Consider the following 19,914-nt stretch of genomic DNA (forward strand, 5'->3'; position numbering starts at 1 on the left):
AGACTCTGTGCCCCTTGCCCTGGTGACCGGCGCCACCTCCGGTATCGGCCGTGCCTTCGCCGAGCGGCTGGCACGGGACGGGCACGATCTGATCCTCGTCGCCCGGACGCCCGAGGCCCTGGAAGCCCTCGCCGCCGCGCTGCGCCGGCAGGCGAACGTGTCGGTGCACACGCTGGCGGCGGACCTCTCGACCCTGGACGGCTGCCGACGGGTCGAAGAGCACCTCGGCGCCGTCGATCTCCTGGTGAACAACGCGGGAACGATGCCGGCGGGGGCCTTTCTCCGAAACGGGGTCGAAGCCGAGGAGCAGATGCTGGATCTGAACACGCGCGCGGTGCTGCGCCTCACGCACGCCGTGCTGCCGGGCATGATCGAGCGGCGGTCCGGCCGCGTGGTGAACGTCGCCTCCTTCAGCGCCCTGGGCCCCGGGGGCCTGGCCACGACGTATCCCGCCAGCAAGTCATGGGTGCTGGCCTTCACCGAGGCGATCGGCGGATCCGACCAGGTACGGCGATCCGGCGTGCGGATGATGGCGCTCCTGCCCGGCTTCACGAGGACCGGTCTCTTCCGGCGGACGGGAATCGAGACGTCCCCCATGCCACGATGGATCTGGCCCGAGGCTGACCGAGTGGTCGCCGACGCGCTTCGAGACCTCGCGAAAGGACGCGTCGTGTGCGTGCCCAGCTTGCGCTACAAGCTCGCCGTCTGGGGTCTGCGGCACCTTCCGAGGCCCATGCTCAAGCCTCTCTCCTGGGACTTCTCGGCCCCGGGCAAGCGTTGGCCGCCGACCGCCGGCGGGGGGAGGTGACAGTCCCTCCGGGAGTCGTACGGGCGGACGTGCCGGCGTTGGGAGCGCGGCCGGATCGGGCCTCCACCGTCGCCCGCCGTGTGGAGGCCGGACCCGCGCCGCACCCGCCGTCCGGCAGGGCTCCCTCCTCCGCGTCGCGTCCGCGCGCACCGGACCCCGCTCCCTGATCCGGCCTGATCAGAAGGACAGGACCTAGCCGAGCGCCAGCATCGCCTCGGTGATCCGGCCGATCGCCGCCCCGGGGATCGCGGTGGCGGCCTCCTCGAGGACGAGCAGCCGCGCCCCGGGGATCTCGCGCGCGATCGCCTCGCCGTTGCCGACGGGGAAGAACCGGTCGCGGCGGCCGTGCACGACGAGCGTGGGGACCTCGATGGCGGGCAGGCGTTCGCGCCAGCGGGGTCCGCAGTCGAGCCGGGAGAACACCATGCCCAGCTGGTTGGCCATCCGGACCGGTACGGCGGTGCCGGGCGTGCGGTCCCAGACGCGGGCGGCGACCGCGCGCGCGGCGACGGGGTCGTCGCCGAGGATCTCCGCGCCGGCGGCGGCGAACTCCGCGACCGCCTCGCGGTCGGCCCAATCGGGCATCGGACGCGCGAACAGCCGGCTCATCGTCGCCCCGTCATGCCCGGGAAGATCGTCGTCGGGCGGGCCGGGGGCGACCGCCCGGGTGCCGACCAGGGTGAGCGCCGAGAACGCGCCCGGGTGGTCGAGCGCGGCCACCTGGGCGACCATCCCGCCGACGCCGATCCCCGCGAGGTGCGCGGGGCGCCCGCCGAGCGCGTCGGCGAGGGCCGCCGCGTCGGCGGCGAGGTCGCGCAGGGTGTAGGCGGGCGCCTCCGGGTCCGTCGTCGTCGACTCCCCGCTGTCGCGCAGGTCGTAGCGCACCGCACGGCGCCCGCCGGCGGCGAGGCGCTCGCACAGGGCGTCGGGCCAGGAGAGCATCGTCGTCCCGCCCACGAGCAGGACGAGCGGCGCGTCGTCGTCACCGAACGACTCGATGCCCAAGGCGATCCCCCGGACGCTGATCGCGGTCATCGGATCACCTGGAGGACGTCGTGGGCCGGGCGGGCCGAGGTCAGGGCCGGGACGACGGTGCCGGCGTCCGGCCCGGGGCCGGGTGCGGTGACCGAACCGTCGGGAGCGAGGAAGAGGCGAGTGATGAGGCGTGTCATGCCAGGGCAGACCCGATCCGCCGCCCGAACTCATCGCTCACGCGGGGAACGCGCTGCTGAGGCCGGGCGGCGAAGTGCCCGGGGTTTGACGCGCACCGGCAAGGCCAGGGCCGGACACGTAACGCGGAGTCCCTGCCGCCGTGGTGCGGTCGGCGCCGACTTGGGAGCCGACCGCGTGGTTCCATATGATCCGGCGATGATCACAAGAAAACGGCTGGTGGCCGGGGTCTTCGGCCTGCTGGTCGCCTTGACGGGCGGATCGTTCCCCGCGGTGGCCACGGCCGACTCCGAGCCGGCCGGCAAGCCCGCGCCGAAGGTGGAACTGGTGCTGGACGTCAGTGGCTCGATGCGCGCCACCGACATCGACGGCAAGTCCCGGATGGCGGCTGCCAAACAGGCGTTCAACGAGGTGCTGGACGCCGTTCCGCCGGAGGTGCGGCTCGGCATCCGTACCCTCGGCGCCGACTACCCCGGCAAGGACCGAAGGACCGGCTGCAAGGACACCCGTCAGCTCTACCCGGTCGGCCCCCTCGACCGGACCGAGGCGAAGGCGGCGGTGGCGACCCTGGCGCCGACCGGCTGGACGCCGATCGGCCCGGCGCTGCTCGGTGCGGCCGAGGACCTGGAGGGCGGCGACGCCACCCGGCGCATCGTCCTCATCACCGACGGGGAGGACACCTGCGCGCCGCTGGACCCGTGCGAGGTCGCGCGGGAGATCGCCGCGAAGGGCATCCACCTCACCATCGACACGCTCGGGCTGGTGCCCGACGCCAAGACCCGTGCCCAGCTGGTGTGCATCGCCGAGGCCACCGGCGGCACGTACACCTCGGTCCGGCACACGGACGAGCTGTCGGAGCGGGTCAGCCAACTCGTCGACCGCGCGGCCGAACCCACCCTCACGCCGGTCGCCACGCGGGGCGCGGACCGCTGCGAGAAGGCGCCGGCCCTGACGCCGGGTCTGTACACCGACCGGGAGACGTTCGGCGAGCACCGCTGGTACCGCGTGGACGTCCTGCCGGGTCAGGAACTGCGGGCCTCGGTGAGCGTCGCCGCCGACCGCGCGGTCAACCGGGACTACGGCGTGCTGCTGCGCGCGTCGACCGTCCACGGGCGGGAGATCGTACGCGGCGAGGCGGCCGGGGACGGCCGCACGGACGTCCTGTCGACCGGGCTGCGCTACCCCAGTCCGGACATCGACGACGCGGACACCGACGGCTCCGGCAAGCCGGCGGCCGAGACCGTGTGCCTGCGCGTCAGCAACTCGTTCTCCGCGCCCGCCGGGGTCAAGACCACCCCCGGCCTGCCCGTCGAGCTGAGCATCGCGGTCGTCGACGGGCCCGACGAGGCGGGCGACGCCGCCTTCCTCGGCCTCGGGCGCGGCTGGCTGTTCCTCGGCCTGCTGATCGTCGCCGGCTTCGTGACCGGCGTGCTGTGGGGCCGGCTGTCACGCTGGCGCGTTTCCGTGTGGAGGACCAACTGATGCGTACCGTACGGAACCTGACCACGGCCGCGCTGCTGGCCGGCACCGCCCTGCTGGGCCTGCCGGGAGTGGCGGGCGCCGACAGTCCCTCGCCGGACCCCTCCGCCACCGGCGGCGGCGCGGCCGCGCCGACCGAGGCGGGTACGTCGTTCCGGACCGCCACCGCCGTGCGTCCGGGCCGGCACGCGACGGCGCAGGCGTCCACCGGCGACTACCTCTACTGGCAGTTCCCCGCCGACGCCGCCGAGCGGCCGACCGTACGCGCCACCGTGAAGCTGCCCCAGGCGACCGCTCTCCAGGCGGCGTCGACCTGGCGGATCGACGTGTACGACGGGCTGCGGCGCCGGCAGGCGTGCCGTTTCGGCAGCCAGACGCACACCGTCCCGGCCGGTACCTCGTCGGTCGAGCTCACCTGCCACCTCCGTACCGTCCGTGCCTGGGCCGAGCCGTGGTCCGGGGATCCGCTGCCCGGCGCGTACTACGTACGCCTGACGGCGGTACGCCTCGCCGCCACCGACGTCGGGCAACCCCTCGACGCGGCGTTGGACATCGACGTCGAGGACACCGGCGGCGCGTCGGCGGTGGACGGCGGCCTGTCCGCCCCGCTGGTCCAGGGCTCGTCCGCCACGGTCGAGCCGGAGGACGGCTGGGCGTCCGGCTGGTGGTCCACCCGCTGGCTGTGGACGGCGGGCGGCGCGGCCCTCGCCGCACTGGCCGGCATCGGCGGCCACCGCCTCACCCGCGGCAACGGCCGCCCGGCGGTGCCGGGCCGGGTCTGACCGTACGCCCCGCCGCGCCGGGCCGTCCCCCTGCCACGTCCGGCCGGCCGATCCGCCCGCTGTCCGGGCGGGGGCCGGTGACGTGCTCGGGGGCGGGCCGGGACCCGGACCCTGGCCCCTGCCCACCGTTCCCCGACCGGCGCCGGCTCCTGCGGTACGAGCGAACCCCCGCACCGCGACGGACCACCTCGCCGGCTCGTCACACGTCCCAGGTGACCGGGAGGCTCTTCACGCCGTAAATGTCGGCGGTCTCCGGGCGCAGGGGGACGTCCTCGGCCGGAACGGCCAGGCGCAGGGTGGGGAACCGGCGGAGCAGCGCGGAGAACGCGACCCGCATCTCGACGCGGGCCAGCTGCTGGCCCAGGCACAGGTGGACGCCGTGGCCGAAGGCCAGGTGTCCGCCGTCCTGCCTGCGCAGGTCGAGCACGTGGGGATCGGGGAAGCGCTCGGGGTCGTGGTTGGCGGTGTGGTACGACAGCACCACCGTCGTCCCGGCCTCGATGGTCCGGCCGCCCAGCTCGACGTCCACCAGCGCCGTCCTCATGAAGCTCTTGGCGACGCTCAGATACCGCAGCAGCTCCTCCACCGCCCGGTCGGTGAGCGTGGGATCGGCCCGCAGCGCGTCCAGTTGCCCCGGGTGCCGCAGCAGCGCGAAGGTGCCCAGCGCCAGCATGTTCGCGGTGGTGTCGAACCCGGCGGCCAGCAGGATCAGGGCGATCCCCTTCAGCTCCTCGTCGGTCAGGTCGCTGTCGGTGAGTTCGCTGAGCACGTCGTCGGTCGGGTGCGCGCGCTTGGCGGCCACCAGCTCCGCGAGGTACCGCTGGGTCGCGGTGTAGGCCGCCAGCAGGTCCTCGTCGCTCGTCTCCCCGCTCATGAACGTGTCGATCTGTTCCTGGAAGGAGTCCCGGTCCTCGTACGGCACCCCCAGCAGCTCGCAGATGACGATGGTGGGGATGGGCTTGGCGAACGCGGTCACGAGGTCCGCCGGCGGGCCGGTCCGCTCCATGGCGTCCAGGCAGTCGGTGGTGATCTGCTCGATGCGTTCGGTGAGCAGGCGCATCCGCCGTGCGGTGAACCTGCCCACCAGGGGCTTGCGGTAGCGGCTGTGCTGCGGGTCGTCCATGAGGAGGAACTCACCGGGCGGCGCCGGGGGCAGCTCGAAGCCGACGACGTTCAGAAGCTCCTTGCGCGCGCTGAACCGAGGGTCGGCCAGCACCGACCGGACCAGGTCGTAACCGGTGATCAGCCAGCCGGGTTTCCCGCCGGGATGGGTGTAACGGCTGATGGGACCGTGCCGGCGGGCGTCCACCAGCTCTGCCGGCGGGTCGAAGGGGCAGCCGGGCCGACGTTCCGTCGGCAGTGTCGTGACGGTGTGGACGGATTCGCTCATGACCATTCCTCGGCTCGCTGCGCCACCTGATTGACGCATTCGGAAAGCTACGTTGCGTTCACTGCGCCGTCAATCAAAGTGCAGGGGTAATGCCAGCTCAACGGCGGCAAATTGATGCAATGACGGAGCGAGTAAAGGCAACGAGTCGTTGCAATGACTGATGGCGAAGGCAATGCGGCGAGGCTGCGGCGACGGTATGCCGGCGGGCGGTTCGGTGAGGCGGTGGAGGCCGCCGGCGGCGACACCCGGCCGGCCCCGCGTGACGCACCCGCGGACGGCGTGGCAGGCATCGGCCGTGTACGGGCTGATCGGCGCGGGCAGGTGGTGACTCGGTCCGTGGCCGCGCACAGCAGGAAAGGCAGTTGGGGGACATGGAGAACGACAGCGGGTCGGCAGTGCCGGAAGTGGTGGCCAGCCCCGCCCTGCGGGCGCAGCCCACCGGCGGGGTGGCGCGGTGGATGCTGCGCCACCAGGTGCAGCCGGTCGGCCCGGCGGCCGGCGAAGGGCACGGGAAGCCGCACGCCTGGTGGAAGGTCATGTGCCTGACCGGCGTCGACTACTTCTCCAGCCTGGCCTACGTCCCCGCCATCGCGGCACTCGCGGCCGGGGCGGTCTCACCCCTGGCCACGCTGCTGATCGTGGCGCTGACGCTGCTCGGGATGCTGCCGATGTACCGGCGGGTCACACGGGAGAGCCCGAACGGCGCCGGGTCCGTGGCGATGCTGGAGGACCTGCTGCCGTTCTGGTGGGGGAAGCTCTTCGTCCTGGTGCTGCTCGGATTCGTGGCCACGTCGTGGATCATCACGATCACCCTGTCCACGGCGGACGCCTCGGTGCACGTGGTGGAGAACCCCTTCTTCCCCGCCGCCCTGCACGGACACGAGGTGGCGCTCACGGTGGCGCTCCTGCTGGTGCTCGGCGGTGTGTTCCTGCTGGGTTTCAGCGAGGCGGTCGGTGTCGCCATCCCCCTGGTCGCGGTCTTCCTGGCGCTCAACGCGGTCGTCATCGCCGTGGGCATGGCCCACGTGTTCACCACGCCGGGCGCCCTGTCGGCCTGGACCGGTGCCCTCGCCGACGGGGGAGGCGGCTTCGGCGGCCTGATGGGGCCCGCACTGGTGGCGTTCCCCCTCCTCGTCCTCGGCCTGTCGGGCTTCGAGACCGGGGTCAGCATGATGCCGCTGGTGGCCGCCGAGGGCGAGGACGACGAGCAGCGCCTGCGGTCGCGGATCCGCAACACCCGCCGGCTGCTGACCACCGCCGCGCTCATCATGAGCGTCTACCTGCTGTCCGCGAGCTTCGCCACCACCGTCCTCATCCCGGAGCGGGAGTTCCAGCCCGGTGGCGCGGCCAACGGCCGTGCCCTGGCCTGGCTGGCCCACGAGCACGTCGGCGAGGCGTTCGGCACCGTCTACGACATCAGCACCATCCTGATCCTCTGGTTCGCGGGCGCCTCCGCCATGGCGGGTCTGATCAACATCGTCCCCCGCTACCTGCCGGACTACGGCATGGCCCCGGAGTGGGGGAGGGCCGTACGGCCGGTCGTGATCGTCTACACCGCCGTGTCCGTACTGATCACCATCGTCTTCGACGCCGATGTCGACGCCCAGGCCGGCGCCTACGCCACCGGCATCCTGGCCATGATGGTCTCCGGCGCCTTCGCCGTCACCGTCTCCGTCGCACGCCGCCAACGCCGCGCGAGCGCGGCCGGCTTCGGACTGCTCACCGCCATCCTGCTGTACGCCCTGGTGTACAACATCATCGACAAGCCCGACGGCATCGCCATCTCCGGTGTGTTCATCGCCGGCATCATCATCGTCTCGCTCGTCTCCAGGGTCTCCCGTACGACCGAACTGCGTGCGGACCGCCTCGTCTTCGACGCGACGGCACGCCGGTTCATCACCGACACCCTCGCGCACGACGACTCCATCAACATCATCGCCAACCGCCGCCAGGCCGGCGACCGCGCCGAGTACGGCGCCAAGGAACGAGAACAACGCGGCACGAACCCGGTGCCCGCCCCCGCCGACGTCCTGTTCCTCGAGATCGACGTCGTCGACCCCTCCGACTTCAGCGAAACCCTCACCGTCCGCGGTGTCGAGGTCGACGGCTACCGCATCCTGCGCGCCGAGGCCCCGGCCGCCCCCAACGCCATAGCCGCCATCCTGCTCGCCCTGCGCGACTCCACCGGCGTCAGGCCGCACTGCTACTTCGCGTGGGCCGAGGGCAGCCCCCTGAAGCACATGTTCCGCTACTTCCTGCTCGGCCGGGGCGACACCGCCCCGGTCACCCGCGAGATCATCCGCAGCCACGAGCCCGACCCCGGGCTGCGCCCCGGCATCCACGTCGGCGGCTGACCGGGGACCCGCCGGGGGAGCAGCCGGACCGACGGGCCGGGCCGCCGGCCGCCGCGCGCTGGTGCGCGGGTGGGGCCGAACGCCGCGTCAGACGGCGGACCAGCCGTCGTCGACGGGGAGGATCGCGCCGTTGATGTGGCTCGCGGCCTGCGAGGCGAGGAAGAGGATCACCGCCGCCTGCTCCTCCGGTCGCGCCACACGGCCGAGGTTGACGAAGTGCGGGGCGAGCGCCGAGGGACCGTGCGCGGTCGGGTCGGCCGCCACCGCGATGCCCGTCGCGGTGCCGCCCGGACACACGGCGTTGGCGCGGATGCCGTTCCCCCGGTACGTCACCGCCAGCGACCTCGTCAGGCCGACCACGCCGTGCTTGGAGGCCGTGTACGCGGCGCCCGCCGCGCTGCCGCGCAGGGCCGCCTCCGAGGCGGTGTTGACGACGACGCCGTGGCCGGCGGCCAGCATGTGCGGGAGTACGGCACGGGTGAGCAGGAACGGCGCGGTCAGGTTGACCCGGATGACGCGTTCCCACTCGGCGTCGTCGACGTCGCCCAGCGCCGACATGCTGTCCATGATCCCGGCGTTGTTCACCAGGACGTCGACGCCGCCGAAACGCCCCACCGCCGTCGCCGTCACCCGCTCCACGACGGCCTGTTCGCTCAGGTCGCCCGGGACGGCCGTCGCGGTGCCGCCCGCCCGCACCGCCTCGATGACGACCGCGTCCGCCGCCGCCCCGTCGAGGTCCGCCACCACGACCCGGTCACCCTGTGCGGCGAAGGCGAGCGCGGTCGCGCGCCCGATGCCCGATCCCCCTCCGGTGACGATCACGCTGCGTCCATCGGGACCGTCGGTCATGAGTGCTCCGTCCGCCAGGGAGGTGCCGCCGCGGTGGAATCCGCGGTGCGTTCGTCCCGCACGGTCCTGCCCGTACCCGGTGCGCCGGCCGGCCACGCCCGGGGGCCGCCCCGGCCCGGCGTGTCGTGTGCGGCGGACCGGGGGGAGTGCTTCCCGGGGGCCGTCGCCGAACCACCGGGGAGCGCGCGGCGACGCGGCACGCCCGGGTGCCCATCCCGTGACGCCGGCCGCCGGATCGGTGCGCACCCCGGAGCCCACGGACCCCTGCCCGGCCGGACCGCTCCCGCCGGCGGGAACGGGCGCGCACCCGACAGGAACGGGCACAGGATGTCGGGTCGCGGAGGGGGCGCGCTGCCTAGCGTGGTCACCGCGAAGAGGAAGGGAACCACATGCTGGAGCGGCTGAACCGCGCCATGGAGCACATCGAGGGCAACCTCGACCGGACGGTCGACGTGGCCGTGCTCGCGCGCATCGCGGCCACGTCGGAGTACCACCTGCGCCGGATGTTCTCGGCGCTCGCGGGCATGCCGCTGTCGGAGTACGTCCGGCGCCGGCGCCTCACCGTCGCGGGCGCCGAGGTGCTCGCGGGACACGAGACGCTGCTGGACATCGCGGTGCGTCACGGCTACGGCTCGGGCGAGGCGTTCGCACGGGCGTTCCGCGCCATGCACGGCGTCGGCCCGGGGGAGGCCCGGCGCACCGGCGCGGTGCTCGTCTCCCAGCCCCGGTTGGCCTTCCGTCTCACCGTCGAAGGGAGCAGGAGCATGCGCTACCGCACGACCGACCGTCCGGCCTTCACCGTCGTCGGGTACAAGGCCAGGGTGCCCTTGGTGCACACCGGGCCCAACCAGGCGATCATCGACTTCGTCCGGGGGATCGAACCGCCGGCCGTGGAGCGCCTGGTGAAGCTGTCGGACGCGGAACCCCACGGCATCGTCGCGGTCTGCGACGACCTGGACCCGAGCCGCGCCGAGGGCACCGAACTCGACTACTACCACGGGGTGATCACCTCCGCCCCGCCCCCGGAGGGCACCACGGCCCTGTCCGTCCCGGCCGGCACCTGGGCGGTCTTCACCGCCTCCGGACCGGTGCCCCGGGCGATCCAGGAGCTGTGGCGGGACGTGTTCGTGGAATGGTTCCCCTCCAACCCCTATCGCAGCCGCCCCGGTCCGGAGATTTTGCGTACCCGGCTGTCGGCGGACGGGACCGAGGGCGAGGCCGAGCTGTGGCTCCCGGTGGAGGCCGAACGGGGCTGAGCCGCACATCGCGTGACGGGCGGCGGCGCGTGGACGCTCGGGCGTCGCCACCCGGGCCGGCTCGGGCCCGGCCGGCCGAGGCGCGCCCCCGCGCACCCACGCGCCGGGACGTCCGCCCCAGGCCCCCGCGCCGCGTCGCGGCCGGCCTCCCGGGCGCACTCGCCCGCGCGTCGGTGTCGGCCTCCTGTCCGTAATCGCCCCGCCGTGGCGCACTTCGCCGACCGGACACCTGTACGCGCGTCCCCGCACCGTGTACGGTCTCGGGCCGATGGGTTTTGGGAGCGCTCCCATCTCGCTGTGTCCGCTCGCACGAGGAGGAACGCTGTGAAACGCATCTTGGCCGTACTGGCGACCTGCGCGACGGCCCTGGGCCTCACCGCGGTGGCCGGTCCGCAGGCCGTGGCCGGTCCGCAGGAGGCGGCCGCCGCCGGCTGCAAGGTCGACTACACGGTCACCAGCCAGTGGCAGGGCGGTTACCAGGCCGCGGTGAAGGTCACCAACCTGGGCGCCCCGGTCAGCGGGTGGACGCTCGCGTTCGCCCTCCCGGACGCGGGGCAGAGGCTCGTCCAGGGCTGGAACGCCACCTGGGCGCAGTCCGGCTCCACGCTCACCGCCGCCAACGTCGGCTGGAACCGCACGCTGGCCACCGGCGCGGCGACCGACCTGGGCTTCGTGGGCTCCTTCACGGGCGCCAACCCGAAGCCCACGGCGTTCACGCTCAACGGCGTCGCCTGCACGGGGTCCGTCGACGAGGAGCCCCCGCCTCCGGTACCGGGCGGCAGCACCCCCGTCGGTGTCAACGGACAGCTCCACGTCTGCGGCGTCCACCTGTGCAACCAGTACGACCGGCCCATCCAGTTGCGGGGCATGAGCACCCACGGCCTCCAGTGGTTCGCCAAGTGCTACAACGCCGCCTCCGCGGACGCGCTGGCGAAGGACTGGAAGTCCGATCTGCTGCGCATCGCCATGTACGTCCAGGAGGGCGGTTACGAGACCGATCCGGCGGGCTTCACCAGCCGGGTGAACAGCCTGGTCGACCTGGCCGAGGCACGGGGCATGTACGCCATGATCGACTTCCACACCCTGACGCCGGGCGACCCGAACCACAACCTCGACCGCGCCAAGACGTTCTTCGCGTCCGTCGCCGCCCGCAACGCCGCCAAGAAGAACGTGATCTACGAGATCGCCAACGAGCCCAACGGCGTGAGCTGGGCGGCCATCAAGAACTACGCCGAGCAGGTCATCCCGGTCATCCGCGCCGCCGACCCGGACGCCGTCGTCATCGTCGGCACCCGCGGCTGGTCCTCCCTCGGCGTCTCGGACGGCTCCAACGAGAGCGAGGTCGTCAACAACCCGGTCAACGCCGCCAACATCATGTACGCGTTCCACTTCTACGCGGCGAGCCACAAGGACGAGTACCGTGCCGCCGTGAGCCGGGCGGCCTCGCGACTGCCGCTGTTCGTCACCGAGTTCGGCACCGTGACCTACACCGGCGGCGGAGCGGTCGACCGGGCGAGCACCACGGCCTGGCTGGACCTGCTCGATCAGCTGAAGATCGGTTACGCGAACTGGACCTACTCCGACGCCAACGAGGGAAGCGCGGCGTTCAAGCCCGGTACCTGCAACGGCACCGACTACAGCAGCAGCGGTGTGCTGACCGAGTCCGGGGCGCTCCTCAAGAGCCGGATCAGCACTCCCGACGCCTTCCCCACCGGCTGACCCCCGGCCGGTCACCGGCCCATTCCGGACGGGCCGCGGGCCGGCCTCCGGCGGGGCTCCGGGCGCACCGGAGCCCCGCCGCGCCGTTCACCGGCGGAGCGGAAGCGGGAGCCGACAGGTCACGGCCGCAGCCGGGGCATCCGGTGCCGGCTCCGGTCGACGTGCGACCTGCCGGTGACGGAGACCTGCCGCGACCCGCGGGCGGACATCACGGGCGGCGCGCCGCCCACGCGGTGAGTTCGGTGCGGACCGCGAGATCGCCGCGGCGCCCGATGCCGCGCGGGTCCTCGCTGTCGAGCAACCGGTCGAGCGCGGCGAGGTCCTCGGCGGGGAGCGCGCGGGCGGCGGCCCCGCGCAGGCGCCGCAGGCCGCTGAGCGCGTACCGGCCGACCGCCGGGCCGTGGGAGCGGTCGACGTGCACGGTGACGACGCGCTCGCCCACGACGGTGAACCCCGCGGCGGCCAGCCCGGGGCCCCAGTCGGCGCCGCGGTGCGGCACCTGCTCGGCGTGGTGGTCGGCGAGGGCGGTGTGGCAGCGCTCCTCCAGACCGGGCCGGTCCTCGGGGGCGTCCTCGGGCAGGAAGCGCGGGAAGCCGGCCGGCTCGACGAGGGCGAACAGCCCCCCGGGAGCGAGCAGTTCACGGACCCGGCGCAGTACGCGGCCGGGGTCGGCCAGGTGGTGCATCGCCGACGACGCCCAGGCCAGTTCGGGCCGGCCGAGCTCGGGCCGTCCGGCGTCGAGGTCGGCCCGCACGACGCGTACCCGGCCGGCCACACCGAGCGCCTCGGCCCGCTCCCGCAGGCGGTCCAGGTGGACGGCCGACGAGTCCACGGCGGTCACCTCCGCCTCGGGGAAGCGCGCCAGCAGCGCGAAGGTGCCGGCCCCGGTCCCGCACCCGAGGTCGACGATGCGGCGCGGTTCCTCGTCGACGGGCAGCCACGCGGTGAGGGACGCGAGGTGCTCGGCGAGCACCTCCGCTTCGAGGTCGAGCAGCTCGGCCTGGTCGTCGGAGCGGTGCGTGTGCCCGGTGGCCGTGTGCGCGCCACCGGGTGCCGGGCTCGCGGGGCCGGCCGGGTGCGGGGGAGTGGGGGCGACGCCCGCCGGGCGCGGGGGAGTGGGGTTCATGACGGCCACGCTAGGAGGGCCTTGCCGCCAGGGCACCATGCTTCCCGGGATGGGCAAGACGACGGCCGGTTGTGCTGCCGTACGCGCAAACGGCGGCCCGGCGCGCGACCGGCGGCCCGGCGCGCGACCGGCGGCGCGCGCGAACGCCGACCCGGCGCGCGACCGGGGACCCGGCACGGCGCACCGCGCCCGCCCCGCCTCAGTCGTCGTCGCCGCGCTGGTGGCCCCGGCGGGCGTCGCGGTCGAAGATGCCGAGGACGTCGCAGGGCCCGCCCTCGGCGCCGATGGCGTGCGGCAGCATCGTGGGGAACTCCGCCGCCTGGTTCGTCTCGACCCGGATGCGCCGGTTGCCCAGGAGCAGCACCGCGGTGCCGGACAGGACGACGAGCCATTCGCGACCCGGGTGGGCCCGCATGCGCGCGGGGTTGTCGGGTGGCGGGTCCGTGATCCGCTGACGTACGACGCTCAGGCCCGGGTCCGCCCTGACGGGCCAGCGCATCAGCCCGTGGGCCGCGTCGATCATGGGGCTGGTGAGGACGTCGTCGGCCGCCGTCTCGACCAGCTGGTCCAGGGAGGTGTCCAGGGCCCGGGCGAGGGTGACGAGCTGGTCCAGGGCCAGCCGGCGGCGGCCGTTCTCGATGCGGCTGAGCGTGGACTGGCTGACCCGGGCACGGGCGGCCAGTTCCTCGAGCGACCAGCCCTGCGCCACACGCAGGGCCCGGATCCGTTTGCGTACCAGGCTGTCCAGATCGTCATCGTCTTGCGTCATGGGCAACATCGTATGCCCGTCCAGCAAGGCGCGCCTATCGTCGTCGGCACGGGCCCCGGGACCCGCCGGAGGTCCACCGGGGCCACCGCGAAGGAGCGCGATCGAACGTGAGGAAAGGGTGGGACGCATGTCCATGACCACTGCCGTGTACGCGACGGATGAGCTGCCGGGCGGAACCGCCGACGCCGTGGTGATAGGCGGTGGTGCCGCGGGGCTCAACGGCGCGCTGATGCTCGCCCGCTCCCGCCGCTCGGTCGTCGTGATCGACAGCGGTACCCCGCGCAACGCCCCGGCCGAAGGAGTGCACGGCCTGCTCGGCCTGGACGGCACCCCGCCGGCCGAACTGCTGCGAAGGGGCCGCGAAGAGGTGCGCCGGTACGGCGGCCGGGTCGTCACAGGGAAAGTGACCGCCGCCGTGCCGGCCGCCCCTTCCGCCGGAGGGGACCCGCGCTTCACGGTCACCCTCGCGGACGGCGGCACCCTCGAAGCGCGCCGTCTGCTGGTCGCCACCGGACTGCGCGACGTCCTGCCCGAGGTGCCCGGGCTCGCCGGGCACTGGGGGCGCGGAGTGGTGCACTGCCCCTACTGCCACGGATGGGAGGTGCGCGACGAGCCCATCGGGATCCTGGCCGTGGGTCCGGCCTCGGTCCACCACGCCCTGCTGTTCCGCCAGTTGACCGACGACCTCGTCTACCTCACCCGCGGTACGGCGCTCGACGCCGACGCCCGTGAGCGGCTCGCCGCCCGGGGTGTCGAGGTCGTCGACACCCCGGTGGCGGAGGTGGTGACCGGCGAGGACGGCGGCATCGCGGGCGTACGCCTCGATGACGGGCGGGTCGTGGAGCGCCGGGTCCTCGCGGTCGCGACCACCCCGCGGGCCCGTACGGAGGGCCTCGACGGGCTGGGGCTCGCCGTGGAGGAGCTGCCCGGTGGGACGGGGCGCCGCTTCGCCTCCGGAGTGGCGGGGTCGACCGGGGTGCCGGGGGTGTGGGTGGCCGGCAACGCCACCGACCCCACCGCCCAGGTCGGCGCCTCCGCGGCGGCCGGTGCCCTGGCGGGCGCCCGCATGAACGCCGACCTGGCCACCGCCGACACCGACGCGGCCCTCGCCGCCGCACGGCGCGCCGGCGCTCCCGCCTGACACCCCGCACCCGCGCGGGCACTCGCGGGGAAGGGACGCCCAGGGGCGGCGCAGGGGGCGTCGCCCGGGGCGTGCTGTCCGGCGGGAGGCGGCCGAGGGGGCGGCCGGCGACGGCTGCTGCGCGGCCCCCGCCACCCTGCGCGTCGGCCCCGCCCCCGCCGGGCGGTACGGCATGGTTCCCGAGGCGTCCCGGCGGGCCGGTCCCCGTCGGACGCCGGCGGCCGGGCCGGTCGTCGTACGGCAGGGCCCGTCGTCGTACCCTCGGGAGAGTGCTCGGACGGGGAGTGTGACGGCCTCCGCCCGGGCACACTGCCGTCCTCCGGGGGCGCGGACGCCGCCCTCCCGGATACACGCCGCTCTCCCGGACACACGGCCCCTCCCGGACACACGGCGCCTCCGGGGCGCACGGCCCCTCCCGGACACACGGCGCCTCCGGGGCGCACGGCCCCTCCCGGACGCACGGCCCCTCCCGGATACACGCCGCTCTCCCGGACACACGGCCCCTCCCGGACGCGCGGCCCTCTCCCGGAAACACGGCGTACGGCCGGTCGCGTCGAGGCTTCCGGGAACGATCGGGTGGCCGTGGCGCCAGGGCGCCTCTCAGCCAGGGGACACCGGTGCGGACGTCTCCGTCCCGGGCGCCTCGGACGCCCCCGGCGCCGGGAGGCGTACGGCGAGCAGGGCCACGTCGTCGTCGTTGTCGAGCGGACGGGCCCGCTCCATGAGCAGGTCGCTGAACGACTCCAGCGGCCGGTGCGCCAGGGACGCGGCGTGCCGGCGCAGTCGCTCCATCCCGTGGTCGATGGGGTGCCGGGGCGCTTCGACCAGGCCGTCGGTGTAGAGCACCAGGGTGGACCGCGGCGGCAGGACGCTCGTGGCGTTGACCCGGGGAACACCGGCCTCGGTGCCCAGCAGGAGACCGTGGCCGTCGGTGAGGTACCGGGCCTGGCCGTCGCGGGTCACCAGCAGGGGCGGCGGGTGACCCGCGTTCGTCCACTGCCACTGCCACAGGCCGCCGCCGACGCGCTCCAGCCGGCCCAGGATCATGGTGGCCATGCCGACCTCCGCGATGTGCGGCAGGGCGCGGTCGAAGCGGCTGACGATCTCGCCGGGCGGATCCTGCTGGGACCAGGCGTAGGCGCGGAGGATGTTTCGGAGCTGGGCCATGCCCGCCGCGGCGTCCAGGTCGTGTCCCACGACGTCGCCGATCACCAGGGCGAGGGCCCGGTCGGGGAGGTGGAAGGCGTCGTACCAGTCGCCGCCGACCTGCGAGGCGTGCGGCGCGGGCAGATAGCGCGCGGTCATCTGAAGGCCGGGCACGTGGGGCATCTGGGGCAGCAGATGACGTTGCATGGTCTCGGCGACCTTGCGCTGGCGCTGGTAGAGGCGGGCGTTGTCCAGGGCCAGCCCGGCCCGGCGGGTGATGTCCTCCACCAGCGGGATCTCGGCCGTCGTGAAGGCGTCGGGCCGCCGGGATCTGCCGAGGGTCAACGCTCCGAGGACCTCCCGCAGGCCCCGGATGGGGGCGATGACGGCCGACTGGATACCGGTGGCCTCGAACAGGTTGCGCTGCTCCAGGGCGATGCCGGAGTCCGGCGGGCCCTGGTACGTCTGCGGGGTCGCCAGGGTGGACCCGGCGCCCCGCAGGGCCCGGGACAGCGGCAGCGGAGAGGCGGGGAGTACCGGGGGCATGGCTCCCTGGAGGTCGTCGCGGCGGACGATCCGGCCGTCCTCGAAGCAGGCCACGACGGCGCGCGACACCTCGTCGTTGTCGGTGATCAGGTCGATGACGGCCCAGTCCGCGAGCAGGGGCAGCACCAGCCGCACCAGCCGGTCCAGTGCCTCCCCGACGTCCAGGGTGGCGGTGAGCTGGGTGGTGGTCTCGGCCAGCAGCGCCAGCCGCTCCAGCTCCGGGAGCAGCCCGGCCTCGATGTCCGGCACGGCCGGGTGCGCGCCGGCCGGGTCGTACTCGTGGAACGTCACCAGGGCGCCGGTGTCGCCGGGCCGCAGGCGGAGGGGCGCGACCAGCCATGACATGGCCAGCAGCGCCCCGTCCCCGCGCTCGAAGTAGCCCAGGTCCTCCTGCCGCGCCCGGCCGGCGACGAAGGCCTCCATCATCGGGCACCGGCTGCGGGGCATGCCCCTGCCGTGGGCGTCCCGGTGCAGGAGGTCGTGGGCGTCCTGGCCGAGGAGCCCCTCCGCGTCACGGCCGAGCAGCGCCTGCGCCTGGGCGTTCACCGCGACGATGCACCCGTCGGCGTCTACCGCGTACGCGCCGAGGCCCAGCCGGTCCAGCGCATCACTCAGGAGGCGCCGTACGGCGCCGACCCGTTTGGCGGCCTCCGCCGGCCGGGAGGGACCAGTCATCGCCCACACCTCAATCCCACAGCCACACCATTGTGCATGTGTCCGCCCGGCTCCCCCTCTCGAAGGGGGAGCCGGGCGGACAGCGGTCCTACGGAGACCTCCGGGCGGCCGACCTGTCGCTAGACGCCGAGGAGGGAGTCGTCCTCGGGGCGGGCGCCGGGCAGCTGGTGGCGCGCCGCTATGAGCGCGGCGGTGACGTCGCACGTGCCGGTGGAGACGCAGAGCGTGTAGGAGACGTCCTGGAGTCGCTGCTGCACCTCCGGCGTGCTCTCCTCGGCATGGAGGGCGGTCAGCGCCTCGTACTCTTCGATGAGCTTGGCCAGGACAGCCGGGTGAGCCATCAGCACAACGAGTCCCTTCCACGGGTCACATCGGGCGCCACGCACGCCCTTCGCTTCCGCTCGTGCCCCTGTCGCCCCGGTTCATGCCGAACACCCGCGTACGGTGTTCGGCGCGTGGCCGGAACCAGGCGCCGAATCCGCGCCCCGGTGCCGGGGAAGGGTGTTGGTGTGCCGCGATGTCGCGCACCCGGAAGCACGCTCCCGCGGTGCTGCGCGACCCGTGCTCCCTCGTCGTCAGGGACCCGGAAGCGGGCACCGCGGCACGTCTGACGTGTGTCCCGGGGGGACGCGGTCAAACCCGGAGTCGCTCATAGGAGCACCATCAGGCTCAATGGGTAGTCGGTTGCGCGGGTTCCGCGCCAAGAGGAGGGATCGCTCGCATGATCGAAGAACGTCACGTCCGTGAGCTGCTCGAACGGTCCGAGGACGACGCGGCGCTGGTCCTGGTGGAGGGGCGGGCGGAGGTGGTCGCCCCGGCCGGACTCGCGTCGGAGTCGTACCGGGGCGCCGCCGTGCTGCTGACCCGTGCCGACCTCGTGGACCGGCTCGGCACCGCCGAGCCGTCCGAGGACCGGGTGCGCACCCTCGCGGCGACCCTGGCGACCATGGCCGGCGAACTGGGCGCCTGACGCCCGGCCGCATGCGGCCGGGCTTGGGGGGAACTCGTGGCGTCCGGTCCGCGCCGGAGCAGGTGGGCGGCGCGGGAGCAGCGGGACCACCTGCCGTACCCGCCACGAAGGAGGAGTCATGGGAGAGCCCGGACGACGAGACCAGGACAAGTCACCGCTGGAGCGTGTCACCGGCGAGAACGACGTGCACCCCGAGGAGGAGCGCGCGGCGGACGACGCCCGGCGCCGGGCCGGCCGCGAGGCGTCCGGTGGCGGCAAGCCGGAGGCGGCGGACGAGAAGAACCGGCCGCCCAGCTGACCCCGCGGCCCGCCCCGGGGCGGTGCGTGCGGTGCCGGACACCGGCCGCGCCCGCCCGCCCCGTGCGGATTGAACAGGCGCTGCGCGGGAACCTGGCGGCAGCCGAGCAATGACCGCCGGGCGACGACCGGCCGGGCGACGACCGGCCGGGCGACGATGACCGACTACGGGCCGGCTATGGCCCAGCCACGGAGAGGGTGCGCATGGGCGTGCGAGAGGACGAGCAGGTGACCGAGGGCGAGGCCGAGGTCGACGAGCGGCCGATGAGCGGCTACGCGGTGACCCTGGCGACGTACGCCGCGTACGCCGGCGGGTGGGCCGCCCTGATCCGGCGCCACGGCCGGCTGCCCGAGCGGCACGAAGCGAGCGACATCGCCCTGACCGCGATCGCCGCCTTCCGGGTCAGCCGGCTCCTGACGAAGGGGGCGGTCACCAGCCCCCTGCGGAAACCCTTCACGACGTACGAGGGCGCCCAGGGGCCCGCGGAGGTCAGCGAGCGACCGCGCCACGGTCTCCGGCACGCTGCGGGTGAGCTGCTGACCTGCCCGTTCTGCATGAGCATGTGGGTGACCACCGCCCTGACCGCGGGACGCTGCGTGTGGCCCCGGGCGACGCGGACCGCGGTGGCCGTCCTGGCGTCCGTGGCCGGGGCGGACGCCCTGCAACTCGCGTACAGCGGGCTCATGGAGAAGGTGACGCGGGATGAGTGACAGACCGTAGGCGGGCGGAGTCGCGGGCGACCGGGGCGAGACGCGCGAAGAACGAAGAGAGCGGGCGGGAAGGGCATGGAGACCCGGGGGGCGCCGGACTCCCGGCGCCCCCCGGGCCCCGGCGCCTAGCCGTCCTTGCCCATCGCCTTCCGTACGGCGTCCTTCGTACGGTCCATCAGCGCGGCCACCGGCCCCGCCAGGACGTTCGCCGCCGCCGACTCGACTCCCGGGTGCGGCCGGGTCGGTGCCATCGCCTCCGCCGCCTTCACGCCCCTGGCCATGGCGGCCAGCCCCGCGGCATCGGTACTGCGGCGGATGTGGGTGAACTCGTAGCGCTCCTCCGCACGGGCGTGCTCCTGTACGGAGGCCCTCAACGCCAGCAGCCGGGGGAGGAACTTCGGGTCGTCGACGTCCATGTCGTCGAGCATGGCGAGCGTCTCCTTGGCGGCGCGCTCCTCGGCGAGCCGGTCCTCCACCACCTGCTCACCGCCCGGAAGGCTGCGGCGCGCGAAGGGGTGGACGACCTCCTCCTCCGCGGTCTCGTGGACCGCGAGGAGCCGGACCAGCCGGCGGAAGGCGTCCCGCCGCTCGTCGCCCTCGCTGTGCTCGACCTCGTCGAACAGGTTGCGGATGTCGCCGTGCTGGCGCATGAGCAGGGCGACGACGTCGTCGTCCCGGGAGTGGTCGTCACCGGCGGCGGGAGTACGGATCTCGGACACGTCGGAC

19 protein-coding genes are annotated in these 19,914 nt (G+C 74.1%); 10 read left to right on the plus strand and 9 right to left on the minus strand.

Annotated features, from left to right (window positions below):
- Positions 1-7 precede the first annotated feature (7 nt).
- The gene (locus IE109_RS26735) at positions 8-808 is read left to right on the plus strand and encodes an SDR family NAD(P)-dependent oxidoreductase (protein WP_189553912.1); all 801 of its coding nucleotides are present in this window, start codon (positions 8-10) and stop codon (positions 806-808) included.
- 192 nt (positions 809-1,000) lie between these two features.
- Here IE109_RS26735 and IE109_RS26740 read toward each other — a convergent pair whose 3' ends face one another.
- Positions 1,001-1,843, minus strand: coding sequence for an alpha/beta fold hydrolase (locus IE109_RS26740; RefSeq protein ID WP_189553913.1), 843 nt, complete (start codon positions 1,841-1,843; stop codon positions 1,001-1,003).
- Positions 1,840-1,980, minus strand: coding sequence for a hypothetical protein (locus tag IE109_RS26745; protein ID WP_189553914.1), 141 nt, complete (start codon positions 1,978-1,980; stop codon positions 1,840-1,842). The genes IE109_RS26740 and IE109_RS26745 overlap by 4 nt, the downstream gene beginning before the upstream one ends.
- Positions 1,981-2,176: 196 nt before the next feature.
- Between IE109_RS26745 and IE109_RS26750 the strand changes: the two genes are divergently transcribed.
- A complete protein-coding gene (locus IE109_RS26750; protein ID WP_189553915.1) occupies positions 2,177-3,460 on the plus strand; it encodes a VWA domain-containing protein in 1,284 nt (427 codons plus the stop codon).
- Positions 3,460-4,239, plus strand: coding sequence for a hypothetical protein (locus IE109_RS26755; RefSeq protein WP_189553916.1), 780 nt, complete (start codon positions 3,460-3,462; stop codon positions 4,237-4,239). The genes IE109_RS26750 and IE109_RS26755 overlap by 1 nt, the downstream gene beginning before the upstream one ends.
- A gap of 199 nt (positions 4,240-4,438) precedes the next feature.
- Here IE109_RS26755 and IE109_RS26760 read toward each other — a convergent pair whose 3' ends face one another.
- On the minus strand, positions 4,439-5,629 hold the full coding sequence (locus tag IE109_RS26760; protein WP_189553917.1) for a cytochrome P450: 1,191 nt from the start codon (positions 5,627-5,629) through the stop codon (positions 4,439-4,441).
- 371 nt (positions 5,630-6,000) lie between these two features.
- Here IE109_RS26760 and IE109_RS26765 point away from each other — a divergent pair, with 371 nt between their 5' ends.
- The gene (locus IE109_RS26765) at positions 6,001-7,983 is read left to right on the plus strand and encodes an APC family permease (RefSeq protein ID WP_189553918.1); all 1,983 of its coding nucleotides are present in this window, start codon (positions 6,001-6,003) and stop codon (positions 7,981-7,983) included.
- A gap of 87 nt (positions 7,984-8,070) precedes the next feature.
- Here the strand turns inward: IE109_RS26765 and IE109_RS26770 are convergent, their stop codons facing one another.
- A complete protein-coding gene (locus IE109_RS26770; RefSeq protein ID WP_189553919.1) occupies positions 8,071-8,832 on the minus strand; it encodes an SDR family NAD(P)-dependent oxidoreductase in 762 nt (253 codons plus the stop codon).
- Between the two features lie 389 nt (positions 8,833-9,221).
- Here IE109_RS26770 and IE109_RS26775 point away from each other — a divergent pair, with 389 nt between their 5' ends.
- Both IE109_RS26775 and IE109_RS26780 read left to right on the plus strand, forming a co-directional pair.
- Positions 9,222-10,088: an AraC family transcriptional regulator gene (locus tag IE109_RS26775; RefSeq protein ID WP_189553920.1), complete on the plus strand. Its 867-nt coding sequence runs from the start codon at positions 9,222-9,224 to the stop codon at positions 10,086-10,088.
- Between the two features lie 324 nt (positions 10,089-10,412).
- Entirely contained in the window at positions 10,413-11,807 is a 1,395-nt protein-coding gene (locus tag IE109_RS26780) for a cellulase family glycosylhydrolase (protein ID WP_189553921.1), read from the plus strand.
- Between the two features lie 208 nt (positions 11,808-12,015).
- Here IE109_RS26780 and IE109_RS26785 read toward each other — a convergent pair whose 3' ends face one another.
- Together IE109_RS26785 and IE109_RS26790 are read right to left on the minus strand one after the other, a co-directional pair.
- A complete protein-coding gene (locus tag IE109_RS26785) occupies positions 12,016-12,933 on the minus strand; it encodes a class I SAM-dependent methyltransferase (protein WP_189553922.1) in 918 nt (305 codons plus the stop codon).
- A gap of 199 nt (positions 12,934-13,132) precedes the next feature.
- Positions 13,133-13,702 (minus strand): XRE family transcriptional regulator, encoded by a 570-nt coding sequence (locus tag IE109_RS26790; RefSeq protein ID WP_189553923.1) that lies wholly within the window; start codon positions 13,700-13,702, stop codon positions 13,133-13,135.
- A gap of 127 nt (positions 13,703-13,829) precedes the next feature.
- Here IE109_RS26790 and IE109_RS26795 point away from each other — a divergent pair, with 127 nt between their 5' ends.
- Positions 13,830-14,843 (plus strand): NAD(P)/FAD-dependent oxidoreductase, encoded by a 1,014-nt coding sequence (locus IE109_RS26795; protein WP_189553924.1) that lies wholly within the window; start codon positions 13,830-13,832, stop codon positions 14,841-14,843.
- A gap of 600 nt (positions 14,844-15,443) precedes the next feature.
- On the opposite strand, the gene IE109_RS26800 is transcribed toward IE109_RS26795, so the two are convergent.
- Both IE109_RS26800 and IE109_RS26805 read right to left on the minus strand, forming a co-directional pair.
- Entirely contained in the window at positions 15,444-17,210 is a 1,767-nt protein-coding gene (locus tag IE109_RS26800) for a SpoIIE family protein phosphatase (protein ID WP_189553925.1), read from the minus strand.
- 119 nt (positions 17,211-17,329) lie between these two features.
- Positions 17,330-17,557, minus strand: a complete 228-nt coding sequence (locus IE109_RS26805; protein WP_189553926.1) for a DUF5133 domain-containing protein — start codon at positions 17,555-17,557, stop codon at positions 17,330-17,332.
- 374 nt (positions 17,558-17,931) lie between these two features.
- Here IE109_RS26805 and IE109_RS26810 point away from each other — a divergent pair, with 374 nt between their 5' ends.
- From IE109_RS26810 to IE109_RS26820, 3 genes are all read left to right on the plus strand, one after another.
- The gene (locus tag IE109_RS26810; RefSeq protein WP_189553927.1) at positions 17,932-18,180 is read left to right on the plus strand and encodes a hypothetical protein; all 249 of its coding nucleotides are present in this window, start codon (positions 17,932-17,934) and stop codon (positions 18,178-18,180) included.
- 118 nt (positions 18,181-18,298) lie between these two features.
- Positions 18,299-18,478 (plus strand): hypothetical protein, encoded by a 180-nt coding sequence (locus tag IE109_RS26815; protein ID WP_189553928.1) that lies wholly within the window; start codon positions 18,299-18,301, stop codon positions 18,476-18,478.
- Between the two features lie 203 nt (positions 18,479-18,681).
- Positions 18,682-19,188, plus strand: a complete 507-nt coding sequence (locus IE109_RS26820; protein WP_229891582.1) for a DUF1360 domain-containing protein — start codon at positions 18,682-18,684, stop codon at positions 19,186-19,188.
- Between the two features lie 125 nt (positions 19,189-19,313).
- Here IE109_RS26820 and IE109_RS26825 read toward each other — a convergent pair whose 3' ends face one another.
- On the minus strand, positions 19,314-19,907 hold the full coding sequence (locus IE109_RS26825) for a hemerythrin domain-containing protein (RefSeq protein WP_189553929.1): 594 nt from the start codon (positions 19,905-19,907) through the stop codon (positions 19,314-19,316).
- Positions 19,908-19,914: the final 7 nt, after the last annotated feature.

The organism is Streptomyces lavendofoliae (assembly GCF_014649735.1).
Lineage (GTDB): Bacteria > Actinomycetota > Actinomycetes > Streptomycetales > Streptomycetaceae > Streptomyces > Streptomyces lavendofoliae.

Coding starts and splice junctions, on each gene's coding strand:
- IE109_RS26740 (WP_189553913.1), bottom strand. CDS start 1,843: ATGACCGCGATCAGCGTCCGGGGGATCGCCTTGGGCATCGAGTCGTTC.
- IE109_RS26745 (WP_189553914.1), bottom strand. CDS start 1,980: ATGACACGCCTCATCACTCGCCTCTTCCTCGCTCCCGACGGTTCGGTC.
- IE109_RS26750 (WP_189553915.1), top strand. CDS start 2,177: ATGATCACAAGAAAACGGCTGGTGGCCGGGGTCTTCGGCCTGCTGGTC.
- IE109_RS26755 (WP_189553916.1), top strand. CDS start 3,460: ATGCGTACCGTACGGAACCTGACCACGGCCGCGCTGCTGGCCGGCACC.
- IE109_RS26760 (WP_189553917.1), bottom strand. CDS start 5,629: ATGAGCGAATCCGTCCACACCGTCACGACACTGCCGACGGAACGTCGG.
- IE109_RS26765 (WP_189553918.1), top strand. CDS start 6,001: ATGGAGAACGACAGCGGGTCGGCAGTGCCGGAAGTGGTGGCCAGCCCC.
- IE109_RS26770 (WP_189553919.1), bottom strand. CDS start 8,832: ATGACCGACGGTCCCGATGGACGCAGCGTGATCGTCACCGGAGGGGGA.
- IE109_RS26775 (WP_189553920.1), top strand. CDS start 9,222: ATGCTGGAGCGGCTGAACCGCGCCATGGAGCACATCGAGGGCAACCTC.
- IE109_RS26785 (WP_189553922.1), bottom strand. CDS start 12,933: ATGAACCCCACTCCCCCGCGCCCGGCGGGCGTCGCCCCCACTCCCCCG.
- IE109_RS26790 (WP_189553923.1), bottom strand. CDS start 13,702: ATGACGCAAGACGATGACGATCTGGACAGCCTGGTACGCAAACGGATC.
- IE109_RS26795 (WP_189553924.1), top strand. CDS start 13,830: ATGTCCATGACCACTGCCGTGTACGCGACGGATGAGCTGCCGGGCGGA.
- IE109_RS26800 (WP_189553925.1), bottom strand. CDS start 17,210: ATGACTGGTCCCTCCCGGCCGGCGGAGGCCGCCAAACGGGTCGGCGCC.
- IE109_RS26810 (WP_189553927.1), top strand. CDS start 17,932: ATGATCGAAGAACGTCACGTCCGTGAGCTGCTCGAACGGTCCGAGGAC.
- IE109_RS26815 (WP_189553928.1), top strand. CDS start 18,299: ATGGGAGAGCCCGGACGACGAGACCAGGACAAGTCACCGCTGGAGCGT.
- IE109_RS26820 (WP_229891582.1), top strand. CDS start 18,682: ATGGGCGTGCGAGAGGACGAGCAGGTGACCGAGGGCGAGGCCGAGGTC.